General features: G+C 73.5%; 21 protein-coding genes. 10 read left to right on the top strand and 11 right to left on the bottom strand.

Annotated features, from left to right (window positions below; all coding sequences use genetic code 11):
• Positions 1-70 precede the first annotated feature (70 nt).
• From ACIRFH_RS04050 to ACIRFH_RS04040, 3 genes are all read left to right on the top strand, one after another.
• A complete protein-coding gene (locus tag ACIRFH_RS04050) occupies positions 71-919 on the top strand; it encodes a 3-hydroxyacyl-CoA dehydrogenase family protein (protein ID WP_403516980.1) in 849 nt (282 codons plus the stop codon).
• A 202-nt stretch (positions 920-1,121) separates the two neighbouring features.
• A complete protein-coding gene (locus ACIRFH_RS04045; RefSeq protein ID WP_403516979.1) occupies positions 1,122-1,445 on the top strand; it encodes an STAS domain-containing protein in 324 nt (107 codons plus the stop codon).
• Positions 1,446-1,752: 307 nt separating this feature from the next.
• Entirely contained in the window at positions 1,753-4,410 is a 2,658-nt protein-coding gene (locus ACIRFH_RS04040; protein WP_403516978.1) for an ATP-binding protein, read from the top strand.
• A 75-nt stretch (positions 4,411-4,485) separates the two neighbouring features.
• Here ACIRFH_RS04040 and nucS read toward each other — a convergent pair whose 3' ends face one another.
• Positions 4,486-5,157, bottom strand: a complete 672-nt coding sequence (nucS, locus tag ACIRFH_RS04035; RefSeq protein WP_403516977.1) for an endonuclease NucS — start codon at positions 5,155-5,157, stop codon at positions 4,486-4,488.
• Between the two features lie 280 nt (positions 5,158-5,437).
• Between nucS and ACIRFH_RS04030 the strand changes: the two genes are divergently transcribed.
• Complete coding sequence (locus ACIRFH_RS04030; RefSeq protein ID WP_403516976.1) at positions 5,438-5,830, top strand: SCO5389 family protein; 393 nt, start codon at positions 5,438-5,440, stop codon at positions 5,828-5,830.
• 114 nt (positions 5,831-5,944) lie between these two features.
• Here the strand turns inward: ACIRFH_RS04030 and ACIRFH_RS04025 are convergent, their stop codons facing one another.
• Positions 5,945-6,973, bottom strand: coding sequence for an LLM class flavin-dependent oxidoreductase (locus tag ACIRFH_RS04025; protein WP_403516975.1), 1,029 nt, complete (start codon positions 6,971-6,973; stop codon positions 5,945-5,947).
• A 200-nt stretch (positions 6,974-7,173) separates the two neighbouring features.
• Between ACIRFH_RS04025 and ACIRFH_RS04020 the strand changes: the two genes are divergently transcribed.
• Positions 7,174-7,506, top strand: coding sequence for an ATP/GTP-binding protein (locus ACIRFH_RS04020; protein ID WP_403516974.1), 333 nt, complete (start codon positions 7,174-7,176; stop codon positions 7,504-7,506).
• Positions 7,507-7,513: 7 nt separating this feature from the next.
• Here the strand turns inward: ACIRFH_RS04020 and ACIRFH_RS04015 are convergent, their stop codons facing one another.
• The 7 genes from ACIRFH_RS04015 to mce form a co-directional block, all read right to left on the bottom strand.
• Positions 7,514-8,383: an ABC transporter permease subunit gene (locus ACIRFH_RS04015; protein ID WP_403516973.1), complete on the bottom strand. Its 870-nt coding sequence runs from the start codon at positions 8,381-8,383 to the stop codon at positions 7,514-7,516.
• Positions 8,380-9,690: an ABC transporter ATP-binding protein gene (locus ACIRFH_RS04010; RefSeq protein WP_403516972.1), complete on the bottom strand. Its 1,311-nt coding sequence runs from the start codon at positions 9,688-9,690 to the stop codon at positions 8,380-8,382. Before ACIRFH_RS04010 ends, ACIRFH_RS04015 begins: the two co-directional genes overlap by 4 nt.
• Positions 9,691-10,021: 331 nt before the next feature.
• Positions 10,022-10,798: an ABC transporter permease gene (locus ACIRFH_RS04005; protein ID WP_403516971.1), complete on the bottom strand. Its 777-nt coding sequence runs from the start codon at positions 10,796-10,798 to the stop codon at positions 10,022-10,024.
• Entirely contained in the window at positions 10,795-11,850 is a 1,056-nt protein-coding gene (locus ACIRFH_RS04000) for an ABC transporter ATP-binding protein (RefSeq protein ID WP_403516970.1), read from the bottom strand. Before ACIRFH_RS04000 ends, ACIRFH_RS04005 begins: the two co-directional genes overlap by 4 nt.
• Positions 11,851-11,945: 95 nt before the next feature.
• Complete coding sequence (locus tag ACIRFH_RS03995; protein ID WP_403516969.1) at positions 11,946-12,881, bottom strand: cellulose-binding protein; 936 nt, start codon at positions 12,879-12,881, stop codon at positions 11,946-11,948.
• Between the two features lie 206 nt (positions 12,882-13,087).
• On the bottom strand, positions 13,088-17,068 hold the full coding sequence (gene scy / locus ACIRFH_RS03990) for a polarized growth protein Scy (protein ID WP_403516968.1): 3,981 nt from the start codon (positions 17,066-17,068) through the stop codon (positions 13,088-13,090).
• 235 nt (positions 17,069-17,303) lie between these two features.
• Positions 17,304-17,744, bottom strand: coding sequence for a methylmalonyl-CoA epimerase (mce, locus tag ACIRFH_RS03985; RefSeq protein WP_003973598.1), 441 nt, complete (start codon positions 17,742-17,744; stop codon positions 17,304-17,306).
• A 150-nt stretch (positions 17,745-17,894) separates the two neighbouring features.
• Here mce and ACIRFH_RS03980 point away from each other — a divergent pair, with 150 nt between their 5' ends.
• The 3 genes from ACIRFH_RS03980 (at position 17,895) to ACIRFH_RS03970 (ending at position 21,578) form a co-directional block, all read left to right on the top strand.
• Positions 17,895-19,100 (top strand): acetyl-CoA C-acetyltransferase, encoded by a 1,206-nt coding sequence (locus ACIRFH_RS03980; RefSeq protein ID WP_403516967.1) that lies wholly within the window; start codon positions 17,895-17,897, stop codon positions 19,098-19,100.
• 44 nt (positions 19,101-19,144) lie between these two features.
• Complete coding sequence (meaB, locus tag ACIRFH_RS03975) at positions 19,145-20,101, top strand: methylmalonyl Co-A mutase-associated GTPase MeaB (RefSeq protein ID WP_403516966.1); 957 nt, start codon at positions 19,145-19,147, stop codon at positions 20,099-20,101.
• A gap of 163 nt (positions 20,102-20,264) precedes the next feature.
• Positions 20,265-21,578 carry an MFS transporter gene (locus ACIRFH_RS03970; protein WP_403516965.1) on the top strand — a complete coding sequence of 438 codons (1,314 nt, stop codon included), beginning with the start codon at positions 20,265-20,267 and terminating at the stop codon, positions 21,576-21,578.
• On the opposite strand, the gene ACIRFH_RS03965 is transcribed toward ACIRFH_RS03970, so the two are convergent.
• Complete coding sequence (locus tag ACIRFH_RS03965; RefSeq protein WP_403516964.1) at positions 21,493-22,176, bottom strand: PepSY domain-containing protein; 684 nt, start codon at positions 22,174-22,176, stop codon at positions 21,493-21,495. The two genes, ACIRFH_RS03970 and ACIRFH_RS03965, sit on opposite strands and share 86 nt — an antisense overlap.
• Positions 22,177-22,301: 125 nt before the next feature.
• Here ACIRFH_RS03965 and ACIRFH_RS03960 point away from each other — a divergent pair, with 125 nt between their 5' ends.
• Both ACIRFH_RS03960 and ACIRFH_RS03955 read left to right on the top strand, forming a co-directional pair.
• Positions 22,302-23,021, top strand: a complete 720-nt coding sequence (locus ACIRFH_RS03960) for a response regulator transcription factor (RefSeq protein ID WP_403516963.1) — start codon at positions 22,302-22,304, stop codon at positions 23,019-23,021.
• Complete coding sequence (locus tag ACIRFH_RS03955) at positions 23,018-24,445, top strand: sensor histidine kinase (RefSeq protein ID WP_403516962.1); 1,428 nt, start codon at positions 23,018-23,020, stop codon at positions 24,443-24,445. Before ACIRFH_RS03960 ends, ACIRFH_RS03955 begins: the two co-directional genes overlap by 4 nt.
• A gap of 97 nt (positions 24,446-24,542) precedes the next feature.
• On the opposite strand, the gene ACIRFH_RS03950 is transcribed toward ACIRFH_RS03955, so the two are convergent.
• On the bottom strand, positions 24,543-25,124 hold the full coding sequence (locus tag ACIRFH_RS03950) for a sigma-70 family RNA polymerase sigma factor (RefSeq protein ID WP_403516961.1): 582 nt from the start codon (positions 25,122-25,124) through the stop codon (positions 24,543-24,545).
• Positions 25,125-25,679 lie beyond the last annotated feature (555 nt).

Genomic DNA, 25,679 nt, shown 5'->3' with positions numbered 1-25,679 from the left:
ACACAGCGGCTCACGCCCGCTAATCTCCGGCCGAGAGGACACAAACGGCCTGTATCAGGGGAGTCGCACAGTGACACGGAAGCTCGCCGTCATCGGAGCGGGACTCATGGGGTCCGGCATCGCCCAGGTCTCCGCGCAGGCGGGCTGGGACGTCGTTCTGCGCGACGTGACCGACGAGGCGCTCCGGCGGGGGACCGACGGCATCAAGGCGTCGTACGACAAGTTCGTCGCCAAGGGCAGGCTGGCCGCGGACGACGCCGAGGCGGCCCTCGCCCGCATCACCGCGACCACCGACCTGGACGCCGCCGCCGACGCGGACGTCGTCGTCGAGGCCGTCTTCGAGAAGCTGGAGGTCAAGCACGAGATCTTCCGCGCCCTCGACAAGCTGGTGAAGGACGAGGCGATCCTCGCGTCCAACACCTCCGCCATCCCGATCACCAAGATCGCGGCCGTGACGGAGCGCCCCGAGCGGGTCGTCGGCACGCACTTCTTCTCGCCGGTCCCGATGATGCAGCTGTGCGAGCTGGTACGCGGCTACAAGACCAGCGACGAAACGCTCGCCACCGCCCGCGAGTTCGCCGAGTCCACCGGCAAGACCTGCATCGTCGTCAACCGGGACGTCGCCGGCTTCGTGACGACCCGTCTCATCTCCGCCCTCGTCGTCGAGGCCGCGAAGCTGTACGAGTCGGGCGTCGCCACCGCCGAGGACATCGACCTCGCCTGCAAGCTGGGCTTCGGCCACGCCATGGGCCCCCTGGCCACCGCCGACCTCACGGGCGTCGACATCCTGCTGCACGCCACGAGCAACATCTACACCGAGTCCCAGGACGAGAAGTTCGCCCCGCCGGAGCTGATGCGCCGGATGGTGGACGCCGGTGACATCGGGCGCAAGAGCGGGCAGGGCTTCTACAAGCACTGAGTCCGCACCGAGTCCGCCCCCGGCCCGGGCAACATCACACGCCGGGGTGAATTCGGTACCGGTTCGCTCACAGACGGCAACCTCCGACCGTTTCGGCCGGTCAGAGGTTGCGTGACCTGATATCGCCGAGAGACCACCTCGCGGGCGGGAGATCACCCGTGAGTCACATCGCCGAGCACAAGACGCACGCCGGGGAGCGCATATGCACATCAGGGGCGACCACGTCGAGCTGGTCGTCGGGGGCCGCCTCGACGTCCGCAGCGCGGCGGACGCCCGTACGGTCCTGCACTCGGCCGTCGACGGCGGAGTCGGCGACCTGGTCCTGGACCTGTCAGAGCTGGACTCCTGGGACGCCACCGGACTCGGGGTGATCATGGGGGCCCACCGGAGGGCCGGCCGCTGCGGCCGGCGCCTGGTGCTGCGCGGCGTACCGCTGCAGATGCAGCGCCTGCTGGTGGCCACCCGGCTGCACAGGATCCTGGCCATCGAGGGCGGCATCGGCGTGGAGACCCTGCCCAGGGTGTGACCCCCGGCGGCCGTCGCACCCGGCGGCCGCGGAACGCCCCGCCGCAGGGACCCGGGCGCCGTCCCGGCGAAACGCCCGAGGCGCGCAATCCTCACGGGACCAATCCTCACGAGACTGTGACCTCTCGGACGGGACGGCACCCCGGCCTGTCGGAGATACTGAGCGAAGGTTTAGGGTCTGGCTGCCCGTCGCATCGCAACCCACTGGCGGGCCCGGACCAGAAGCGACAGCGCGGTGTGCGGCAAGGCCGGGAGGGGTGGTCCCGACCGGGGACCCGGCACACGACGCTTTTGGGGGGCTTGAACCTATGGACCCGAACGACCGGGGACCCGAGGAGCACGGCCACGGCGGCGGCACGCCGCGCCCGCGCCCGCCCAGGGACCCCCTCACGCCCGACTTCGGACAGCACACGCCCGCGCTCGCCCGCACCGTGCAGCTCGTCTCCGGTGACTTCCTGCTCACGGTCAACCCCGTCGACGGCAGCGAGATCGAGGTCTGCCCGCCCGCCGAGCGCCCCGCCCGCCCGGAGAAGCTCACCGCGGCCGAACGCGCCGAGCTGGACCGCGCCGGCCGCCCGCCCGTTCCGCCGGGGCCGACCCGGACCGTGCTGGGGCTGCTGGCCCGCGAGGACGAACGCGAACGCCTGGTGCGACTGCTCGCCCGCGGCCGTTCCGTGCGCCTGACCGGCCCCGCCGGCTCCGGCCGCACCAGCCTCCTCGACGTCGTCGCCGAGGACTGCGCCGGTCTCGCGCCCGACGGCGTCGTCCGCCTCAGCGGCTTCCGTCGCACGGCCGACGACCTGCTGTACGACCTCTTCCACGCCGTGTACCGCGCCCCCCTGCACCGGCCGGACCGGGAAGAGCTGCTCGGCCTCGTCCGCGAGATCGGCGCGGTCGTCGTCCTGGACGACGTGGAGTTCGGCGGCGCAGCCCTCGACGAACTGCTCGCCGCCACCCCCGAGTGCGCCTTCCTCGTCGCCGCGACGCCGGACGTGCCCGCCCCCTCCGCCGTCTCCGCCGTCGAGGAGGTCTTCCTCACCGGCCTGGACCGCTCGGACGGCGTGGAGCTGCTGGAGCGCGCCGCCGGCCGGTCCCTCACCGACGAGGAGGCCAACTGGGCCGGCGACCTCTGGTTCGAGTCCGAGGGCCTGCCCCTGCGGTTCGTGCAGGCCGGTGCGCTGCTGCGCCGGCGCGACCGGCTGCGGGCCGGCGCCGACGCCGTCGACGAGTTCGGCGTCTTCGCCGACGCCCGCCCGGCCGACGGCACGCCCCACGACGCCGCCGAGAGCGACGAGGTGCCCCTGCCGTCCGTCGGCGAGGCCGCCGCGCCCGCGCCGCTGCTCGCCTCCCGGATGAGCGCCTCGGCCCGCGCCACCCTGGAGTTCGCCGTCGCCCTCGGCGGCGAGGTGCCGCACCAGGCGCACCTGCCCGCGCTGGTCGGCGACACCCACGCGGACGCCGCCCTCGGCGAGCTGGCCGACGGCGGGCTGGTCTCGCCGGTCGGCTCCCGCTACCGGCTCGCCGCCGGGGTGCTCGCCCAGCTGGAGGGCGCCGGGTACGCCGACGACGTCGAGGAGAAGGCGTCGACCGTCGCCGGGCACTACGCCTGGTGGGCCGGGCACCCCTCGGTCACCCCCGAGCGCGTCTGCGCCGAGGCCGACGCCGTCCTGGCCGCCCTCGCCGTGCTGGTGCCGGCGACGACCCCGCCCGAGGACGGCGAGGAGAGCCCCGCCGTCCAGCTGGCCCGCACCGCGGCCCCCGCGTTCGCCGCCGGGCTGCACTGGAGCGCCTGGGAACGGGCGCTGCGCTCCGGCGCCGAGGCCTCCCGGCTCGCCGGAGACGTCGCCGAACAGGCCTACTTCCACCACGAGCTCGGCGTCCTCGCACTGTGCGAGGGACAGCTCGACCGGGCCCGCGCCGAGCTGGAGGCGTCCATCGGGCTGCGCGGCGCGCTCTCCGACAAGCGCGGCGCCGTCTCGGGCCGCCGCGCCCTCGCCCTGGTGGCCGACCGCTCCGGGGACACCCCCGGCCTGGGCACCGGCACGGGCGCGCCCGGTGCCGCCGGAGCCGGAGCCGCGGCCGTCGGCGCGGGACCCGTCGCCGTCTTCGGCCCGACCGCGGCCGAGGAGGTGCCCGACGCCCGGCACGAGGAGTCGGCGTCGCCGTCGGCCGGTGTGCCCGCGCCCTTCCCGCCGCTCCAGCCGCAGCCGCAGTCCCCGACGCTCATCGCCCGCCGGGATCCGTCCCCGGGGTCGTCCCGCAAGGCCATGGGCGGCATCAGGGGCCTCGCGCGGCGCAACCTGGTGGCCGCCGGCGCGGGCGCGCTGCTCGTCGCCGTGCTCGGCACGGTGGTGACGCTCGGCGCCACCTCCGAGAACGACGCGGGCACGCCCTCCGACCAGGTCGGCGTCAACCCGTCGGCCAGCCAGGGCGTCGACGACGGCAGCCTGGGCGCCGACCGGCCGAAGGACGACGGCGACGGCTCCGTGGACACCGGTGAGGCGACCGCACGGCCGACCGACCCCGGCCCGGACGGCACCCCCGGCACCTCCGACGACCCGACGCCGACCGCCTCGGGCCGGCCGTCGAGCAGCCCCAGCGGCAGCGGCGGACCCGGAAGCCCGAGCGGCACCGGCGGCCCGAGCGGCCCGAGCGCCTCGGGCGGGCCGACGAAGCCGCAGCCGTCGGCGTCGTCCGAGTCGCCCACGACGCCCAAGCCGTCGGCCTCGTCCAAGCCGCCCACCACCCCGCCGTCCGCGACGCCCACGACCGAGCCGCCCTCCGGGACGCCGACGACGGCGCCGTCCTCGCCGTCGACCCCGTCGACCTCCGACAGCGCGACCCGGCCCGGCACCACCACCCCGACCACCGCGAGCGCTCCCGTCAGCAGCCCCGCGACCGCGACGCAGAGCGGTACCGCGACCGGCGGCACGGGATCCGCTCCGGCCACCGGGCAGATCATCTGAGGGCGCGACGCGTGAGGGGCCGGGTCCGCACCACGGACCCGGCCCCTCACGCACGCGGGCTCACGCCCGTACCGCTCAGAACAGCCGCAGCTTGTCGTCCTCGATGCCGCGCAGGGCGTTGTAGTCCAGCACCGTGCAGCCGATGCCGCGGTCGGTGGCGAGGACGCGTGCCTGGGGCTTGATCTCCTGGGCCGCGAAGATGCCGCGGACCGGGGCGAGACGGGGATCGCGGTTCAACAGCTCCAGATAGCGCGTGAGCTGCTCCACGCCGTCGATCTCGCCGCGCCGCTTGATCTCGACGGCGACGGTCTTCCCGTCGGCGTCCCGGCACAGGATGTCGACCGGCCCGATGGCCGTCGGGTACTCGCGGCGGATCAGGGTGTAGCCCTCGCCGAGGGTCTCGATGCGGTCGGCGAGCAGCTCCTGGAGGTGCGCTTCCACGCCGTCCTTGATCAGGCCGGGGTCCACGCCCAGTTCGTGCGAGGAGTCGTGGAGGATCTCCTCCATCGTGATGATGAGCTTCTCGCCCGCCTTGTTGACGACGGTCCAGACGCCCGCCTCGTCACCGGAGCCCTCCTTGAGGGTGCACGGCGGCGACATCCAGTTCAGGGGCTTGTAGGCCCGGTCGTCGGCATGGATCGAGACGCTGCCGTCCGCCTTGACCAGGATCAGCCGCGGGGCCGAGGGAAGGTGGGCGGTGAGCCGTCCGGCGTAGTCGACGGAGCAGCGGGCAATGACGAGACGCATGGTCGGCAACGCTACTCGACGCGACCGTCCCGAAGCGATTCGCCTCCGCTCCCGGCCTCCGATGGAACGTCTCACTTCTCCCAATGATCCCGTGTTGCGCACTGGCCGATTGTGTGCGTACCGGATGGGGCCCATCTGGGCATTCTCCTGGTGCGGTCCCGATCGGTTGCTTACGGTATTGAACGGGAGGTCGCGATGCGTGTACGTAGCGTGTCCGACATCGCGCGCTCCCTTCACTGTCCGGCAACCCCTGCTGGTCGGGGGTGCGAGAGGAGAACCCATGTCGCTCGACGTCTCACCGGCCCTACTCGAAAAGGCCGAGCGAGGCGAGGTCGACGAAGCAGAATTCGTCGACTGCGTCCGGACCTCCCTGCCCTACGCATGGGAGATGATCAGCTCCCTGGTGGCGCAGCTGAAGGTCGACGGCGGAGCCTTCGCCGACAACCAGACGCCCCCGCCGGACGAGCAGGCGCGCGGTCAGCTGCTGCGTGCGCTCGCGAGTGACGCCATACGCGGTGCGCTGCAGCGGCACTTCGGGGTGCGGCTGGCCTTCCAGAACTGCCACCGGGTGGCGGTGTTCCCGTTGGACCCCTCCGTCGACGAGACGCTGACCCGTTTCACCTCGGTGCGCAGCCAAGTGCTGAACCAGTCGCCCGAGTTCCGCGACTGCTGACGCGATGGCCGTCCGCTTGCCGCTCCGTACGCGGGAGGTGCAGTTCGTACCGGAGCGGCAAGCTTCCCGCCCGGCCCTTCGCGGGCACCGGGCATCCGTCCGTCCCCGGCCCGCTCAGCGGAGCTGGGGGAGTACCTCGGCCCCGAGGCGCCGCACGTTCTCCTCGGTCGCCGCGAGGTCGCCGGAGCCCTCGACGAGCAGCGCGAAACGGGAGATGCCGGTCCGCTCGCCGGTCGCCGCGAGCCGGTCCGCGCACAACCGGGGCGTGCCCACCGGGTGCAGCCCGCAGAGCAGTTCGGTGTACGCCAGCGGGTCGCGCATCCGCCGGGCGCGGCCGTCCACCGTGACATGGGCGCCCAGCCCCTGCCGCAGCCAGCCCGGCATCGCCTTGAGCAGCGTCTCCGCCGCGTCGGCGCGCCGGTCCGCGATCTGGCAGACGCCGGCCGAGACATGGGCCGCGTCGCGGATCTCCGTGTCCGGACGCCCGGCGGCGCGGGCGTGCCGCCGCCACAGGGCGACCATCTCGGCCTTCTCCTCGTCCCCGACGTGCATCCCGAGCAGCATCGGCAGTCCCCGCTCGGCCGCCGTGCGCACGCTCGACGGGGACGTGCAGGCCACCACGACCTCCGGCCCCGGCGCCTCCGACAGGGCCTCCGAGGGCCGCGGGACGACGGGCACCTCGCGAAACCGGAAGCGGTCCCCCGAGGCGGCGACGGCCGGTTCGCGAAGCCAGCGCATCAGCAGATCGAGTGACTCCGGGAACCCCGCCTCGTACGCCTCCAGGCCCGCGCCGAACACCTCCAGGTCGATCCACGGGCCGCCGCGGCCCACGCCCAGCGAGAACCGGCCGCCGCTCGTGACGTGCAGCAGCGCGGCCTGCTCGCCGAGTGCCACGGGATGGACGGTGGGCAGCACGCTGACCGCCGTGCCGATCCGGATGCGGCGGGTGCGGCCCAGCAGCAGCGCGGCCAGCGTCACGGCCGACGGACACGTGCCGTACGGCACGAAGTGGTGCTCGGCCAGCCAGACCGTGTCGAGCCCCGCCTCCTCGGCGACCTCGGCGGAGCGGACCGCGCGGTGCAGCGCCTCTCCCTGGCCCTGGCCCGGGAACTGGGCGCCCAACACGAAACTTCCAACGCGCATTGCTCTTCCTGCTTCCTCGGCTCCGACACGGAGCTCCCCCGCAGGGCATAACCACCCGACACGTGCCGAGGACACGGCCGGGGAGGGGATATGCGGATTGTCTGCAGAATCGGCCGTCGAGGGAGGCCCGAGGGCGCTTGACCCGTGCCGCGTAGGCTGGACGCGGTCCGTGCTTCCTGTATAGCTCCGTGAGGTGTCCTGTGTCCCCGCGTCGCAACCGACCCAAGGGAGCCGGTGTGTCCGGCCGGAGCGCCGAGGACGACGGCTCCGGCCGCTACGGCGGCTGGCAGTCGTCGGAGAGCTGGCGGGGCGAGGACTGGAGCGTGCGGCACGTGGCCGGCGCGAGCGCGCAGGGGAAGTCGTACCGCTGCCCGGGCTGCGACCAGCTGATCCCGGACGGTGTCCCGCACGTGGTGGCCTGGCCGGCGTACTCGGGCGTCGACGACCGCCGGCACTGGCACAAGTCCTGCTGGAACGCGAAGGACCGCCGCACCACGCGGGTGCAGCGGTCCCGGAACGCGCCGAGGTTCTGAGGGCCGGTCAGACGTCCCGCCGCTGGAGCAGGGCGTAGGCGCCGACGAACACGACGGCCGTTGCGCCGATCATGATCCACAGCGGGTCCCAGCCGGACGGGCCGGACTCCGAGAGCGAGTTGGTGTAGAAGACGCTCATCTGGTTGGGGATCGAGTACTCCAGCAGGGCGGTGCGCACGTCCTCCAGGGACTGCGCGAACATGAACAGGGCGATCACCAGCGGCGCCAGCACGAGTCCGATCATGAGGGTGATGGCCCCGGCCGAGTGCCGGATGACGGAGCCGACGGCGAGCGAGAGCAGCCCGAGCAGCGCGATGTAGAGCGAGATGCCCACGGTGCTCTTCAGCCACTCCTCGCCGGTGGGCGGCACCGTGCCGTGGTCCTCCAGCAGAGCCACGTGCAGCAGGGCGACGAGCGTCGCGGACACCAGCGTCACCACGAACGCGACCAGGAAGAAGACGATCGCCTTCGCGACGAGCACCCGGCCGCGGCTGGGGCAGGCGGTCATCGTCGTGCGGATCATGCCGGTGCCGTACTCCGAGGCCGTGGTCAGCACGCCGAGCGTGATGACGCACATGCTGCCGAGCAGCAGACCGAAGAAGCCGAGGCTGAGCGCGTTCTCACCGGACGCGTCCGTGCTGGAGCTCGCCACCACCACACCGGCCAGCGTTCCGATGCCGAGGACCAGCAGGACGAACACGCCCAGCGTCCACATCGTCGAGCGCACCGACCTGATCTTGGTCCACTCGGAGGCCAGCGCGTGCCCGAGATGCGTGGGCACCACCGGGATCGGCGAGGTGTAGGTGGGGTACGGCGAACCGGGCGCCGCCTGCCACTCGGGCGCGGCCTGCGGCATCGGGGGCTGGGGCGTGCTCATCGGGCGTCCTCGGACTTGGTCGGGTCGGTGACGGGCGCGGGGGAGGGGTCGGCGGCGGAAGCCGGGGCGGCGGGCGCGGCGGGGGCCGCCGGAGGTGTCGCGGGGGCCGCCGGAGGTGTCGCGGGGGCGGCCGGGGGTGTCGCGGGGGCCGATGAGGCCTGCCGCGCGTACGGGTTGTCCGACGGCGCGCCCGCCGAGGGCGCGCCGGGAGCGGCCGGGGCGCCGTACGGGCCCGCGGGGGCCTGACCGGGCGCACCCTGCGGCGCCGGCGCGGGCAGACCGCCCGGCTGCGGCGGCGGAGCGTACCAGCCCGGCTGGCCCTGGCCCGGCACCGGCATCGGAGGCTGCGCACCGGGCGGCAGCGGCTGCTGGAGCCCGGCCTTCTGGTCGATGGTCGACCGGTAGTCGACGACGCCCTGCGTCATCCGCATGTACGCCTCCTCCAGCGAGGCCTGGTGCGGCGACAGCTCCCACAGCCGTACGTCGGACTCGTGCGCGATGTCGCTGATCCGCGGCAGCGCCAGGCCGGTCACGCGCAGCGCCCCGTCCTGCTCGGGCAGCACGTGCCCGCCCGCCTCGGTCAGCGCGGACGTCAGCTTCTCGCGCAGCTGCGGCTCGGTGTCCGGGGTGCGCACCCGCGCGAAGTCGGCGGAGTTCGCCGAGATGAAGTCCGTCACGCTCATGTCGGCGAGCAGCTGGCCGCGCCCGATGACGATCAGGTGATCGGCGGTCAGCGCCATCTCGCTCATCAGGTGCGAGGAGACGAAGACCGTACGGCCCTCCGCCGCGAGGGCCTTCATCAGGTTCCGCACCCAGAGGATGCCCTCGGGGTCCAGGCCGTTGACCGGCTCGTCGAAGAGCAGCACCTGGGGGTCGCCGAGCAGTGCGGCGGCGATGCCGAGCCGCTGGCCCATGCCGAGCGAGAAGCCCTTGGAACGCCGCTTGGCCACGTCCTGCAGACCGACCACGCCGAGCACCTCGTCCACGCGCCGGGCGGGGATGCCCGACAGCTGGGCCAGGCTCAGCAGGTGGTTGCGGGCGGACCGGCCGCCGTGCACCGCCTTGGCGTCGAGCAGGGCACCGACCTGGCGGGGCGCGTTGGGGAGCCTGCGGTACGGGTGGCCGCCGATCGTCACGTGGCCCGCGGTCGGGTTGTCCAGGCCGAGGATCATGCGCATCGTCGTCGACTTGCCGGAGCCGTTGGGCCCGAGGAACCCGGTCACGGCACCGGGCCGCACCCGGAAGGACAGGTTGTACACAGCGGTCTTGTCGCCGTAGCGCTTGGTCAGGCCGACTGCCTCGATCATGCTCCGCACCCATCGAAAGGTTCAGGACAGCGGGGCACACGCCCCCGTAAGAGTTAGGAGGATATCGAGGCGCTGACGGTTCCCTTCAAGACCGGGTAAAAAAACCGGCCGCCCCGAGGCCCTTCCTAGTGCCGCGGCAGGCGACGTTCGCCCCGTCGCGACGCCCGGCACGCTCCCCCGAGGGGGTGCCCCCACCCGCCGCACCGGCCGGAAGCCCGAGTAGTCCACAGTACGAGGGCTTCCGGCCGGCACTCCCCCAGCCTCCGGCCGGGGGCCCCGGAGCACGCACCGGACGCCGCTCCTCACCGGGCGAACGTCGCCTGCCGCGGCACTAGGCGTCGCGCCGCTTCAGCACGAGGTACCCGCCGACGAGCGACGCCACCACCCACACCACCATGATCCCCAGGCCGCCCCAGGGGCCGTACGGGGCGTCGTCGTCGATCGGCGTCACCACCTGCATGATCTTGCTGCCGGCCTGGTCGGGCAGGAACCGGCCGACCTTCTTGGTCACGTCGACGTGGCCGAGGATGTTGGAGATCAGGAAGAAGAACGGCATCAGGATGCCGAGCGACAGCATCGGGGAGCGCAGCATCGCGGCGGCCCCCATCGAGAACATCGCGATGAGGGTCATGTAGAGGCCGCCGCCGATGACCGCCCGCAGCACACCCGGGTCGCCGATCGACGCCTTGAGGTCGCCGAGCATCGCCTGACCGAGGAAGAAGGCGACGAAGCTGGTGATCATGGAGACGACCAGGGCGAGACCGGTGGCCACGGCGATCTTGCTGAACAGGAAGGTGCCGCGCTGCGGCACGGCCGCCAGCGAGGTGCGGATCATGCCGGAGCTGTACTCGTTCGCCACCACCAGCACCCCGAAGACGATCATCGCCAGCTGGCCGATGCTCATCCCGGCGAAGCTGATGAAGGTCGGGTCGAAGGAGAACTGGTCCCGCCTGCTCAGGTCGCCGAACTCGTTCTTCGACAGGACCGAGATCAGCATGCCGAGGGCGACGGTGAGGACCAGGGCCAGGGACAGGGTCCACACCGTGGACGCCACCGACCGGATCTTGGTCCACTCGGACCGGACGACCTGTGTCGCGGTCGTGCTCATCGCTGCCTCCAGTCGCTGCCCCACCGCTGTGTCCGCTGCTGTCCGCCCCGCCGCCCGTCCTGCTGTCCGCCCCGCCGCCCGTCCTGCTGTCCGTCCTGCTGTCCGCCCCGCGCCGTCCACTGCCGCGGCGGTGCCGCGAGCGGCTGTCCGTCGTGCGCGTGGTACTCCACCGACTCCGCCGTCAGCTGCATGAACGCCTCCTCCAGCGAGGCCCGTTGCGGGCTCAGCTCGTGCAGCACGATCCGGTTCCGCGCCGCCAGCTCGCCGATGGCCTCCGACATGTCGCCGTCGACCTCCAGGACCTCGGCGCCGCTCTCGACGACCGTGATCCCGGCGTCGTGCAGCACGTCGAGCAGCCGCTCCCGCTGCGGGGTGCGGATCCGGACGTAACCGCGCGAGTTCTCCTCGATGAACTCGGCCATCGAGGTGTCCGCCAGCAGCCTGCCCTGGCCGATGACGACCAGGTGGTCGGCGGTCAGCGCCATCTCGCTCATCAGATGGGAGGAGACGAAGACCGTACGGCCCTGGGCGGCCAGCGTCTTCATCAGAGTGCGGATCCAGTGGATGCCCTCGGGGTCCAGGCCGTTGACCGGCTCGTCGAACATCAGGATCCGAGGATCGCCGAGCAGCGCCCCGGCGATGCCGAGCCGCTGGCCCATGCCGAGGGAGAAACCCTTGGCCTTCTTCTTCGCGACCGCCGTCAGCCCGACGGTGTCCAGCACCTCGTGCACCCGGCGGGACGGGATCCCGTTGGCCTGCGCCAGGCACAGCAGATGGTTGTAGGCGCTGCGCCCGCCGTGCATCGCCTTGGCGTCCAGCAGGGCGCCGATGTACGTGAGGGGGTCCTTCAACTGGTCGTAGCGGCGGCCGTCGATGCGGACGTCCCCGGAGGTGGGCCGGTCCAGTCCCAGCACCATCCGCATGGTGGTCGACTTGCCCGCACCGTTCGGCCCGAGGAAGCCGGTGATGATGCCGGGCCTGACGGTGAACGTGAGGTCGTCGACCGCCACCTTCTCGCCGTACCGCTTGGTCAGCCCCTCGAGCTCGATCATGCGGCCACGCTAGAACGGGGCGAAGCCCCCTGCCACCCCAGTGGCAGAGGGCTTCGCCCGGGTACTTCCCTGCTCCGGCCGGTCCGCGCCCCGCGTCAGCGGGTCTGCTGGGCCGGCACCCCGCGGGAGACCGACTCGTCCTCGGCCGGCGTACCGGCGGCGGCCACCGCGGCGCCCGTGAGGGTCGCCAGCATCTCGCGCACGTTGGTCAGCTGCGCGTTGATGGAGTCGCGGCGGTTGGTGAGGGCGGCGAGCTCGCGCTCCGACTCGGAACGGATGCGGTCGGCCTTGGCGTTGGCGTCGGCCACGATGTCCTCGGCCTGGCGCTGCGCCGTCTCGACGGTCTGGCGGGCACGGCGCTCGGCGTCCGTGCGCAGCTTCTCCGCCTCCAGACGCAGCTGCTCCGCGCGGTGCTCGATCTCCGCGAGGCGCTTCTCGGCCTTGGCCTGACGGGAGGCCAGGTCGCGCTCGGACTGCTCCCGGCGCTTGGCGAGGTTCGTCTCGAAGTCGGCGGCGGCCTGCGCGGCCTTGGCGCGGGTCTCCTCGAAGAGGGCTTCCGCCTCCTCGCGCTTGGACTGCGCGTCCTTCTGCGCCTCGGCCCGCAGCTGCGACGCGTCGCTCTTGGCCTTCTCGACGATCCGGACGCCCTCGTCCTCGGCCTTGGCCTTGCGCTCCGCGGCGTACGACTCGGCGTCGTTGCGCACCTGCTGGGCGGCCGACTCGGCCAGCTCGCGGTGCTGCTCGGCGGCGCGCCGGGCCTCTTCCCGCAGGTCCTTCGCCTCCTCCTCGGCGAGGCGCAGGATCTTCTCGACCCGGGCACCGAGACCGGCGTACGACGGCTCGGCGTCGCTGACCTGGGCCTGGGCGTTCTGGGTCTCGAGGTGGAGCTCCTCGATGCGCTTTTCCAGAGCGGTGATGCGGGACAGGGCGCTGTCACGGTCGGAGACGAGCTTGGAGATACGTTCGTCCACCTGAGCGCGGTCGTACCCACGCCGCACAAGCTCGAAGCCGTAGGGGGAAGTGTCGCTCATGGGGTTCCTGTCGAAAGAGACCGGTGAGGTGATAGAGGGAATCCTAGGCGTCATTGCGGTGTGTCATCGAGCGGATGCGTGTTTGATCTGGAGAATGACACCTCTTTTGAGTGGCTGACCCCTGGACGGCTTGCCAAACTCCAGATCAAAGGTCAAGGCGGCGATGAGTCAGAGCCTTCCAGGAGACACGGAAACCTCCTCCGAGGCTAGCCGTCTGACGACTTGCCACCCGAACGGGGGGCGCCGATCGTCGCACCGGCCTTGACCCCGTTGTCCTTGCCGCCCGCCGGGGCCTCGAAGGACTCCAGCGCCTCCAGCACGTCCTGCACCCGGGAGATCTCGGCGTTGATGTCCTCGCGGCGCCGCACCAGGATCTCCAGCTCGCGCTTGCCCTCCTCGACCGTGCGCCGGGCCTCCCGGACCGCCTCGGCCTTGAGCTCCTCGGCCTCCCGGACCAGCGAGGCCTTCTTCTGCTCGGCCTCCTTCAGCAGGCCCTCGGCCTTCTTGACGGCGGCGATGCGCACCTTGCCGGCCTCGGAGTTGGCCTCCGACACCAGCTCCTTGGCCTTCGCCTCGGCCTTGGCGAGCTGCTCCTCGGCGGCCTTGATGAGCGCGTCGCAGCGGTCGCCGGCCGACTTCATCGTCTCGGCGGCCTCGCGGCGGGCCCGCTCGTGCAGCTCCTCGATCTCGGAGGTGAGGCGCTCGCGCAGCTCCTCCGCGCGCTCCCTGATGGCCGTCGCGTCCCGCCGGGCGCCGACGAGCAGCTCGTCCGCGTCCGTACGGGCCTTTTCCACCCGGGTGTTGCCCTCGATCGTCGCCTCGGCGACGATCCGGTCGGCCTCCGCGCGGGCCGCGCCGACCATCGTGTCGGCCTGCGACTCGGCGTCCGCGGTGGTCTTCTGCGCCTGCTGCTGGGCCTCGGTGAGCAGCTTGTCGGCCTCGGCCGTGGTCTCCGTGATGAGCGTGTCGACCTGCTCGGCCGCCTCCGAACGCCGCTTGTTGGCATCCTTGCGGGCCTCGTCCAGGGTGCGCTCGGCCTCCTCGCGGGCGGCCGCCGTGACCCGTTCGGCCTCCGCCGCCGCCTCGGCCTTGAGCCGCTCCGCCTCGGTGCGGAGCCGCTCGGCGTGCCGCTGTGCGGAGCCGACCGCCTCGGCGGCCTCGGCCCGCAGCCGCTCCGCCTCGCCGCCGGCCTCCGACAGGAGCTGCTCGGCCCGGGCGCTCGCCTCGGCCCGGACCCGGTCGGCCTCGGCGGCCGTCTCCGTCCGCAGCCGCTCGGCGTCGGCCGCCGCCTCGGTGCGCAGCCGCTCGGCCTCGTCCGTCGCCTCGGTGCGGACGCGTTCCGCCTCCGCGACCGTCTCGGTGCGGATGCGGTCGGTCTCGGCGGCCGTCTCCGTGGTGAGCCGCTCCGCCTCGGAACGCGCCTCGGTGATCAGGGTGTCGGCCTGCGTCGCCGCGTCCGACCGGATGCGGTTGGCGTCCTCGCGGGCGTCCGCCCGGGTGCGCGCCGCCGCCTGCTCGGCCTCCGCGATGGTGTCCGACGCCTCCGTGCGCACCCGCTGGGCGTGCTCGGCGACGTCCGACCGGATCCGCTCGGCCTCCGACATCGCCTCGGACATCGTCCGCTCGGCCAGCGCCTTGGCGGCCTCCGACTCCTCCTGCGCCTCGCGGCGCAGCCGGCTCGCGTCCTCGCTCGCCCGCTCCCGCTCCGCGTAGGCGTCGGCGCGGACCCGGTCCGCCTCCTCCTCGGCCTCGCGCCGGGCGCGCTCCGCCGCGTGCTCGGCGGCGCTGCGCAGCCCGGCGATCTCCTCCTGGGCCTGCTCGTGCAGCCCGGCGACCGACTCCCGCACCTGCTGCGCGTGCTGCTCGGCGGCCGACACCATCTCGGTCGCGCGCCGGTCGGCCTCCTCGACCAGCCGGGTCGCCTCGGCCTGTGCCTCCTCCACGCGAGTGCGCGCCGAGGCCAGCAGCTCCTCGCTCTGCTCGCGGGCCCGCTCGCGCTCCTGGTCCGCCTCCTGCCGGGCGGCGCCCAGCAGCTCCTCCGCCTCGCGGCGGCGCCGGGCGGCCTCCTCCTGCGCGGCGGCCAGCGTCTCCGACGCCTCCGCGGCGATGCGCTCGGCGGCGGCCTGCGCCTCCGCCCGGACCCGGTCCGCGCTCTCCTGCGCCTCGGACTTCAGCCGCTCCGCCTCGCCCGCGGCCTCCGTGCGCAGCCGTACGGCGACGGCCTCGCCCTCCGCGCGGAACGCGGAGGCGTCGGCGGCGGCCTCGGTGCGCAGCCGCTCGGCCTCCGTCTCGGCCTGCTGCTGGAGCGCGCGGATGCGCTCCGCGGCCTCGGTGCGCAGCCGTTCGCTCTCCTCGGCGGCCTCGCGGCGGATCCGCGCGCCCTCCTCGCGGGCCTCGGTCAGCGCCTGCTCGGCGGCGCCGCGGCGTTCCTCCGCCTCGGCGTGCAGCCGCGTCAGCTCCTCGGCGGCCTCCGCCTGCCGGGCCGCGACGGCACGCTCGGCCTCCTCGCGCAGCTCGCGGGCGGCACGCTCGGCGTCCGCCTGGAGCTCCTCGGCGCGCTCGGCGGCCTCCGCGCGGTGCCGTTCGGCCTCGGCGCGGGTGCGCTCCAGCGTCTCCTCGGCCTGGCGGCGCAGGGTCGTCGCCCGCTCGATCGCCTCGGTGCGGACCTTCTCGCTGTCCGCGGTCGCCGTCCGCCGCAGCTCGTCGGCGTCCGCCTTGGCCTTGGCGAGCAGCTCCTCGGCGGTCTTCGCCGCCTCCTCGATCTGCGCCACGGCCTCCTTGCGGGCCTCGGCGCGGATCTTCTCGCCCTCGGCGACCGCGTCGGCGCGCAGCTGCTCGGCCTCACCGCGCAGCCGGCGCGCCTCCTCCTGGAGCTCGACCGTCTTGGCGCGGTACTCCTTGGTGTCGTCCTTCGCCGCGCCCTTGAGCTGCTCGGCGATGTCGTGCGCCTCGGCCCGCAGCCGGTCGGCCTCCGCCTCGGCCTCGGTGCGGATCCGCTCGGCCTCCTCGACGGCGGCCCTCGTGGTCCGCTTGGCCTCCTCGGACGCCTTGTTCAGCACGTCCTCGGCGGTCTTGGCGGCCTTGGACAGCTGGGTGGCCGACTCCTCGGCGGTGACCGTACGGGCCTTCTCGGCGGCCTCGGCGACGATCTTCTCGGCCTCGGCGCGGGCGTCCGCGACCAGCTGCTCGGCCTCGGCCTTCGTCGTCTCGGCGTCCTTCGTGGCCTCGCTGACCAGCCGGGCGACCTGCTCCTTGGCGGTGCGGGTGCGCTGCTCGTTGGCCGACTCGGCGCTCGCCAGGGCCTTGGCCGCGGACTCCTTGGCCTCGGCGACCAGCTTCTCGGCCTCGGCCTGCGCCTTGCGCAGCGCCTCCTCGGCCTCGCTCATGCGCTGCTCGGCGGTCCGGCTCAGCTCCTGGGCCTGCCGGCGCGCGGCCTCCGACTCGCTCACCGTGGAGCTGCGCAGCTGCTCGGCGTGGTCGGTGGCCTCCTGGGCCTGCGTGGAGGCGGCGTTCAGCAGCCGTTCGGCGTCCGCGCGGGCGCGGCGCAGGATCTGCTCGGCCTCGGCACGTGCCGTCTCGGCGTCGTTGCGCAGCCGCTGCCGGGCCTCGGAGGTCAGCCGTTCGGCCTCCGCGCGGGCGGCGGCCAGGGCCTGCTCGGCCTCGGCGCGGGACTCGTCGAGCAGCCGGCGGGCCTGCTGCTCGGTGCGGGCGCGCAGCTGCTCCGCCCACGCCACGTTCTCGTTGACGTGCGACTCGACGGTCTGCCGGCGCTCGGCCAGCTCCTGGTCGAGCTGCTGGCGCCGGGTCACCGCCTCCTGGTGCAGCTCGGCCTGGAGCCGGGCGGCCTGCTCGGCGTGCTCCTGGAGGATGCGCTGGGTCTGCGCCCGGGCCTGGCTCAGCTCGCGCTCGGCGTCCGCGCGCAGCTGGTCGGCCTGCATCTGCGCGTTGCGCAGCAACTGCTCGGCCTGGTACCCGAGGTCGCCGCCGTCGAAGGCGGGCCGGGACATGATGGTGCGCCGCGCCTCGTGCAGCTTGGCGCGCAGCACCTCGACCTGGTAGCCGAGGTCCTCGGCGTGCTGGATCGCCTTTTCCCGCTCGGTCTTCAGCCGCTTCATCTCGGCCTCGAACCGAGAGAGGTGGTCGACGTCAGCCGCCGGCTCTCGCTCCTGGCTCTCGTAGCCCCGCACTGCGCGGTCCCATCCGTCCCCTGGTCGCAAATCCCTTAGAACGGGCTCCGTCCGTCCACCGAACGGGGCCCCCGGGGGAATGGTGTCAGATCAACGGCGGAGCTTGGGCTGCTGCCCCGTCCCTCGCCCCCCGAAACACGGACCCCGGCGGTCCCGGCGCCGGTGACGACAGGACCGGGTCACCCTGGACTGAGCGGCGACCGCACCCAACCCTACCGGCCCTTATGTACGAGGGTCAGTGCTCAGGTGACTCGACGGCCGCCGAAGTGACCAGTTCCGTCAGGACGCCGTGGCAGTCCTTGGGGTGAAGGAAGGTGATCCGCGACCCCATGGAACCGCGCCGGGGCTCGTCGTACAGCACGCGTACGCCCTTGTCGCGGATGTCCGCGGCGTCCGCGTCGACGTCCGCCGTGCCGAACGCGATGTGGTGGACGCCCTCCCCGTTCTTCGCCAGCCACTTGCCCACCGCGGAGTCCTCCCGGGTCGGCTCCAGCAGCTGGAGGTACGACGCGCCGCCGTCCGACGTATCGTTGATCTTGAGCATGGCCTCGCGCACGCCCTGTTCCTCGTTGACCTCGGTGTGGAACACCTCGAAGCCGTAGGTGGCACGGTAGAACTCGACGGTCGCGTCGAGGTCGTGGCAGGCGATTCCGATGTGGTCGATTCGCGTCAGCATGGAATCCAGTGCAGCGCTCCCGAGGTGGTTGCGCAACGTGCGGGCGATCACACTGACAGCACGGTGACGGGCGGGATACCGCTCAGTACATTCGAGTAAACCCTCGTTCACTCCTCGGCCTGTGCGGGCCGGAAAAGGGGATCGCAGCTCATGTCTTCTGCAACGAACGGCACGACCTCCGTCATCGTCGCGGGTGCCCGCACCCCGATGGGGCGCCTGCTCGGCTCGCTGAAGTCCTTCTCCGCGGCCGACCTCGGCGGCTTCGCGATCAAGGCGGCCCTGGACCGTGCGGGGATCGGCGGCGACCAGGTCCAGTACGTGATCATGGGGCAGGTGCTGCAGGCCGGCGCCGGCCAGATCCCGGCCCGCCAGGCCGCCGTCAAGGCCGGCATCCCCATGAACGTCCCGGCGCTCACCGTCAACAAGGTGTGCCTCTCCGGCCTCGACGCCATCGCGCTCGCCGACCAGCTGATTCGCGCCGGCGAATTCGACGTGGTCGTGGCCGGCGGTCAGGAGTCCATGACCAACGCCCCGCACCTGCTGCCGGGGTCCCGCGAGGGCTACAAGTACGGCGCGGTCCAGATGCTCGACGCCATGGCGCACGACGGCCTGACCGACGCCTTCGAGAACATCGCCATGGGCGAGTCGACGGAGAAGCACAACACCCGCCTCGGCATCGCCCGTCCGGAGCAGGACGAGATCGCCGCCCTGTCCCACCAGCGCGCCGCCGCCGCCCAGAAGAACGGCGTCTTCGAGGCCGAGATCACCCCGGTCGAGGTCCCGCAGCGCAAGGGCGACCCGGTGCTGTTCAGCAAGGACGAGGGCATCCGTGGCGACACCACCGCCGAGTCCCTCGGCAAGCTGCGCCCGGCCTTCGCCAAGGACGGCACGATCACCGCGGGCTCCTCCTCGCAGATCTCCGACGGCGCGGCGGCCGTGGTCGTCATGAGCAAGGCCAAGGCCCAGGAGCTCGGCCTGGAGTGGATCGCCGAGATCGGCGCCCACGGCAACGTGGCCGGTCCCGACAACTCTTTGCAGTCGCAGCCGTCCAACGCCATCCGGCACGCCCTGAAGAAGGAGGGCCTGGAGGTCGGCGACCTCGACCTGATCGAGATCAACGAGGCGTTCGCGGCCGTCGCCGTGCAGTCGATGAAGGACCTCGGCGTATCCACCGAAAAGGTGAACGTCAACGGCGGCGCCATCGCCCTGGGCCACCCGATCGGCATGTCCGGCGCCCGGCTCGTCCTGCACCTGGCGCTGGAGCTCAAGCGGCGCGGCGGCGGCGTCGGCGCGGCGGCGCTGTGCGGCGGCGGCGGTCAGGGTGACGCGCTGATCGTCCGGGTACCCAAGGCCTGACACCCCCTTCTCCCCACCTACGCGCTACTCGGAACGGAGCTGTGATGCAGGACGTCTCCTCGCTGGTCGCCCAGGCCAGGGAAGGCCGGCCGCGGGCCGTGGCCCGGCTGATCTCCCTGGTGGAGGGGGCGTCCCCACAGCTCAGGGAGGTCATGGCGGCCCTCGCGCCGCTCACCGGGGGCGCGTACGTGGTGGGCCTGACGGGCTCGCCGGGCGTCGGCAAGTCGACGTCCACGTCGGCGCTGGTCACGGCGTACCGCAAGCAGGGCAGGCGGGTCGGCGTCCTGGCCGTCGACCCGTCCTCGCCGTTCTCCGGCGGCGCCCTGCTCGGCGACCGGGTGCGCATGTCGGAGCACGCCTCCGACCCCGGCGTCTACATCCGCTCCATGGCCACCCGCGGCCATCTCGGCGGCCTCGCCTGGGCCGCGCCGCAGGCCATCCGCGTGCTGGACGCGGCGGGCTGCGACGTGATCCTCGTCGAGACCGTCGGCGTCGGCCAGTCCGAGGTCGAGATCGCCTCGCAGGCCGACACCTCCGTCGTCCTCCTCGCCCCCGGCATGGGCGACGGCATCCAGGCCGCCAAGGCCGGGATCCTGGAGATCGGCGACGTCTACGTCGTCAACAAGGCCGACCGCGACGGCGCGGACGCCACCGCCCGCGAGCTGAACCACATGCTGGGCCTCGGCGAGGCCCGCGCCGCCGGCGACTGGCGCCCGCCCATCGTCAAGACGGTCGCCGCGCGCGGCGAGGGCGTCGACGAGGTCGTCGAGGCCCTGGAGAAGCACCGCGCCTGGATGGAGGAGCGGGACGTGCTGGCCGAGCGCCGCCGGGCCCGCGCCGCCCGCGAGGTCGAGACGATCGCCGTCACCACCCTGCGCGAACGCATCGGCGACCTCCACGGCGACCGGCGCCTGGGCGCGCTGGCCGAACGGATCGTGGCGGGCGAACTGGACCCGTACCGCGCCGCGGACGAGCTGGTGACGGGGCTGACGCGGGGCTGAGGCCGGGCGTGCGCGAAAAACCAGTGCGGCCACGGAGCCGCGCTGGTACGTTGACCCGCGTGTTCCTCCTCTTGGCCTAGGACCCGCCCCGCACGCGACCGCCGCACCCGGCCGTCGCGCGCTTCGGCGTCCCCTAGTCGCCTCCTCCTGAGGAACCCTTCGCGTGTCCACACCCACTGAGCGGCCCTCCTACGCCGCCGTCCTCCGCGTCCCCCATGCCCGCCGCACGTTCGCGGCCGCCCTCGTCGGGCGGCTGTCGTACGGCACGGTCTCCCTCGCCCTGATGCTCTCCCTGACCCGCTCCACCGGGTCGTACGCCGTGGCCGGCACGGTCATGGCGCTCTTCGGCGCCACCAGCGTCTTCCTGTCCCCCTACCGCGCGGCCCTGGTCGACCGGCACGGCCCGCGCCGGGCCCTGCTCCCCATGGCCCTGCTGTACGCCGCCCTGCTGTGCGCGCTGGCCGCGGTCTGCGGGTACCGGGGCACGCCCGCGGCCGTCCTCGCGGTGACCGCCGCCCTCGCGGGCGCCTGCACGCCCCCGCTCGGCCCCACGATGCGCGCGGTGTGGGCCGGACTGCTGCCCGACCGCCGGATGCTCCAGCGCGCCTACAGCCTGGACGGCGTCGCCGAGGAACTGCTCTTCGTCTCGGGCCCGCTCCTGGTCGGTGTGGTGGTCGGCGTCGCCCCGCCGGCCGTCGGCGTCGTGCTCAGCGCACTGCTGGTGGCGGTGGGCACCCTCGCCTTCGTCACCTCGCCCGCGGCGGGCACGCTGCGTCCGGCGGCGGGTGAGAAGGACGGCTCCGCGCCGGCCGGTCCCGAGGGAGCGGGGCAGGGACGTGCCCTGCTGCAACCCGTCGTCGTCGCCGCGGGCGTCGGGGTCGCGGTGAGCGCCGTCGACCTCCTCGTCGTCGCCTTCGCGGGGCAGCACGGCCTCGGGGGCGGCACCGTGGCCTGGGTGCTCGCGGCGCTGTCGGCGGGCAGCGCGGTCGGCGGACTGCTGAACGGCGCCATCACCTGGGGTGCGTCGGCCCGCGCCCGGCTGCCGTTCCTCGCGGCCGGCATCGGCCTCTGCCTGGCCGCCGCGGGCCTCGCCCCCGGCATCGGCGCGCTGGTCGCGGCCGTCGCCTGCGCGGGCCTGTTCGTGGCACCGGCGCTGACGACGACGTACCTGATCGCCGACGAGAGCGCGGCGCCGGGGTCCCGGACCCGGGCGGGTGCCTGGGTGAACACCGCGGTGAACGCCGGGATGTCCGCCGGTGCGGCGGCGGTCGGCCTGCTGGTGGAACGGCTGCCGCTGCCCATCTGCTTCGCGGTGTCCGGCGCGGTCGCCGTGGCAGTGGCGCTGGTGCCGCCGGGCCGCCACGGCCGGTCCGGCGGGCGGCCGGGGCTGCTCAGTCGTCGTCCGGGCCGGAGTCGTCCGGTCCCGAGTCCGAGTCGTCCGAGTCAGAGCCCGAGCCGTCCGGGTGATCGGCCGTGACCTTGCCGGTCCCGGCGTCGACCCGCCATTCCTGCTCGGCCGTGCCGGAGGACCGGGTCTCGGCCTCCCAGGCGGCCTTGCCGTCGCCGTGGTGGCCGTCGTCGTCCAGCTCCACGGAGGTCACGGTGCCGTGACCGGCCGCGGCCTTCGCTGCCTCGGCGGCGTCCACGGACGTGCCCTTCAGCGCGGCCCGCGCCTCGGCGGCGTCGTCGGTGTCGTCCTCCGTCTGCGAACCGAGGACCTTGCCGGTGGCCGGGTCGATCCGGACGCTGTGCCAGGTGCCGTCGCCGGCGAGGACGTCGACCTCCCAGGCCGCGCGCCCGCCGTCGTCGTCCTCGTCGTCCAGTTCGGCCGAGACGGCGGTGCCCGGCGCCTCCCGCAGGGCGGAGGCGATGGCGTCGGCCGCCGACACCTCGACCGAGGCCACGCGGGCGTCGTCGTCCCGGTCGGCCGCGTCGTCCGCCGTACGGGTGCCGTCCGCCTGACGGGCCGTGCCCGTGTCCGGCGTGTCGTCGCCCGTGGTCGCCAGGGCCGTCGCCGTACCGCCTCCGACCAGTGCGGCGGCGGTGACGGCGGCGATCACGATGTTGCGCTTCATGCGGGTTCCTTCCGAGTCGTTCACTGTCGTTCCGTTTCCGACGTCCCCACTGTCACCGGCCGACGCTGAGGGCAGCCTGAAGCCACCTGAAGGGATCTTCAGGTGGCTTTTGGGACCCTTGCGCCATGCGCCCACCCGTCACCCACCACCCTGCCGGAGGCGCTGCGCGCCGTCCCTCTCGCATCCTGATCGTGGAGGACGAGAAGCGTCTCGCCCTGTCGCTCGCCAGGGGCCTGACCGCCGAGGGCTACGCCGTGGACGTCGTCCACGACGGGCGGGAGGGGCTGCGCCGGGCGTCCGAGGGCGCGTACGACCTCGTCGTCCTCGACATCATGCTGCCCGGCCTCAACGGCTACCGGGTCTGCGCCGCCCTGCGCGCCGCCGGGCACGACGTGCCGATCCTCATGCTCACCGCCAAGGACGGCGAGTACGACGAGGCGGAGGGCCTGGACACGGGCGCCGACGACTACCTCACCAAACCCTTCTCCTACGTCGTCCTCGTCGCCCGCGTGAAGGCGCTGCTGCGGCGGCGGGCCCAGGGCGCCGGGGCCTCGCCCGTGCACGTCCACGGGGATCTCAAGGTAGACACCGCCGCCCGCCGGGTGTTTCTCGGCGACAGCGAAGTCACCCTGACCGCCAAGGAGTTCGCCGTCCTGGAGGAGCTCGTGGTGCGGGCCGGGCAGGTGGTGTCCAAGGCGGAGATCCTGGAGCACGTCTGGGACTTCGCCTACGACGGCGACCCCAACATCGTCGAGGTGTACGTCAGCGCGCTGCGGCGCAAGCTGCGCGCCGGTCTCATCCACACCGTGCGCGGCGCCGGATACCGGCTGGAGGGCGGGCGGTGAGCCGGCTCTTCGGATCCGTCCGGGCCCGCGCGACCCTCGCCGCCACCCTCGTCGTGGCCGTCGCCCTCGTCGTCGCCGGCACCGCCGTCCTGCTGTCCCTGCGCTCGAACCTGCTCGGCGAGGCCGGCACCCAGGCCGAACGCTCCGCGCGGGAGGTCGCCGCCGAGCTCTCCGTCGGGACGCCGTACGGCGAGCTGTCGCTGGACGTCGACGACCGGCCGGTGCAGGTCGTCGACGAGGACGGCCGGCTGGTCGCCGCCAGCGAGGACCTGGAGCGGATCAGCGGCACCGGCGTCGGCGCGGTGAAGCCGGTGCCCGCGCCGGCCGCCACGGGGGAGCGCGACGGCGACGACGATGACGACGGCCCCGGCAAGTCCCTCGAACCCGGCGAGATCGGCGAGCGGACCACCGTCGGCGACGGGTCCGCGACGATCGACGGCGACACGGAGGACTACCGGTTCGCCGCCGTACCCGTCGAGACCCGGGACAGGGGCCGGCTCACCGTCTACGCCGGTGCCCCGCTCTCCGCCGAGCACGGCGCCGTGGACACCGCGCTGACCGTCATGCTGATCGGCTTCCCGGCGCTGCTCGCGGTCGTGGCGTGGGTGACCTGGCTCGTCACCCGGCGCGCGCTGCGCCCGGTGGAGGGCATCCGCCGGGAGATGGCCGCGATCACCGCCAGCGAGGACCTCACCCGACGCGTCCCCGTGCCGGGCACCCACGACGAGGTCGCCCGGCTCGCCACGACGACCAACGAGACGCTGGCCGCCCTGGAGAGATCGGTGGAACGGCAGCGGCGGTTCGTCGCCGACGCCTCGCACGAGCTGCGCAGCCCGATCGCCTCGCTGCGCACCCAGCTGGAGGTGGCCGCCGCCCATCCCGAGCTGCTCGACCTGGACGGCGCGGTCGAGGACACCGTACGGCTGCAGCGGCTCGCCGCCGACCTGTTGCTGCTGGCCAGGCTGGACGCGGGGGAGCGGCCCGCCGACGCGCGGGTCGACCTCGCCGCGCTGGCGCGCGCGCAGGCACAGGGCCGGGCCGGGGTGAGCGTGCGGGCCGATGACGCGGTGACGGTCGCCGGATCTCGGGGACAGCTGGAGCGGGTGCTGGCCAATCTGCTCGACAACGCGCGGCGGCACGCCTGCTCGGCGGTGGAGGTGTCGGTGCGCCGGGACGGTGACGTGGCGGTGGCCGCGGTCGCCGACGACGGGGAGGGTGTGCCGGCGGCCGACCGGGAGCGGATCTTCGAACGGTTCGTCCGGCTCGACGCCGCCCGCAGCCGCGACGACGGCGGGGCCGGCCTCGGGCTGGCCATCGCCCGTGACGTCGCCGTGCGGCACGGCGGCACGCTCACGGTCCGCGACGCGCCGGCGGGCGGAGCCCTGTTCGAACTCCGCCTGCCGGTCGCCCGGCTCGGTCCCTGACCCGGGCGGCGGCGGAAGTGTGGGACGGCCGGCTTCCTGTTCCGGGACATGGTGACGTCCGTCTCGCGGGGCGTGCGGACGTCGTGCCGTACGGGGGTCACGCGCCGAGCACGCCCTGCGCCGCGAGTGCCTTGCGCAGGGCCCGCACGGCGTAGAAGGCGCGGCTCTTGACGGTGCCGGGCGGGATGCCGAGGTGTTCGGCGGCCTGGGCCACGCTGAACTCCAGGTAGTACGTGAGCTGGATGACGGTCCGTTGCTGCTCGTTCAGTCCCCGGAGGGCTTCGAGCACCACGTGGGAGGTGAGGGCGGTGTCGGTGCCGTCCTGGACGGCGTTCGGCTCCGTGGCGGTCGTCGGATCCAGGGGACGGATCCGGTGGGCCCGATGGTGGTCGATGACCAGGTTCTTGACCACGGTGAACAGCCAGGGCCGCACTTCCTCGCCGCGCGGGCCCAGGAACCGGGCGTTCTTCCAGGCGCGGGTCACCGCCTCTTGGAGGATGTCCTCCGCCTTGTGCCAGTCGCCGTCCAGCAGCCGCGTGGCGTACCGCAGGAGCACGGGTCTGTACCGGGCGTAGAGATCGCCGACGAAGGCGTCGCAGTCGTCGTCCGAGGTGATGTGCCGGGCGTGCGCCCGAGCCGGGGCGAGGGTGGTGAGTCCCGCGTCCAAGGTCCCGTTCATAGGTGAGGCTCTGTCCTGTCCAGGTGTCCTGTGGTGTGTCTCCCGCACGGGCGGGAACGTGGGACCGACACTGCGCGGAGCCCCTTGGCCGAACCTTTCCGTCTTCTTGTCGCCGTCCTTGCCGCGACCTTCTTGCCGCGACGTCGTGGTGCCGGCGTGCGGCCGCTTCCCGCCGGACGGCGGGGACCGGGGAAACTTCCGGGGGTCGTGAACCGATCGGCGTCCGGCGCCGTTCTTGGCGATGGGTGCTCCGCTACGGCACGGAGCGCTTCGCCGCGGGCGGCTCGAAACCCCCCGACAGCCGGCCGCAGGCCCGTGCCGCCGCCGCTCACCCGGCGGCGGCACGGGGGCACGGCTCGGCGGCGCCCCGCGGGCCCGACGGCCGTGTCACCCCTCTCCCTCCCACGAACCGCCCGGCTGCCCCCTGCGCGAAAACAGCGAGGGCACAGCCGTGCCGCAAGGAAAAGGATCTTCACGATGCGTATCACCCGTCCGAGCCGTCGGCTCGCCCTGGTCGGCGCTGCCGCGGCCGCCACAGCCCTGTCCGCCACGGCG

Origin of the sequence: Streptomyces sp. NPDC093586, from assembly GCF_044764905.1 — a bacterium.
Taxonomy (GTDB): Bacteria; Actinomycetota; Actinomycetes; order Streptomycetales; family Streptomycetaceae; genus Streptomyces.
The sequence above is the reverse complement of the archived record's forward strand: the minus strand, read 5'-3'. Positions and strand labels throughout refer to the sequence as shown.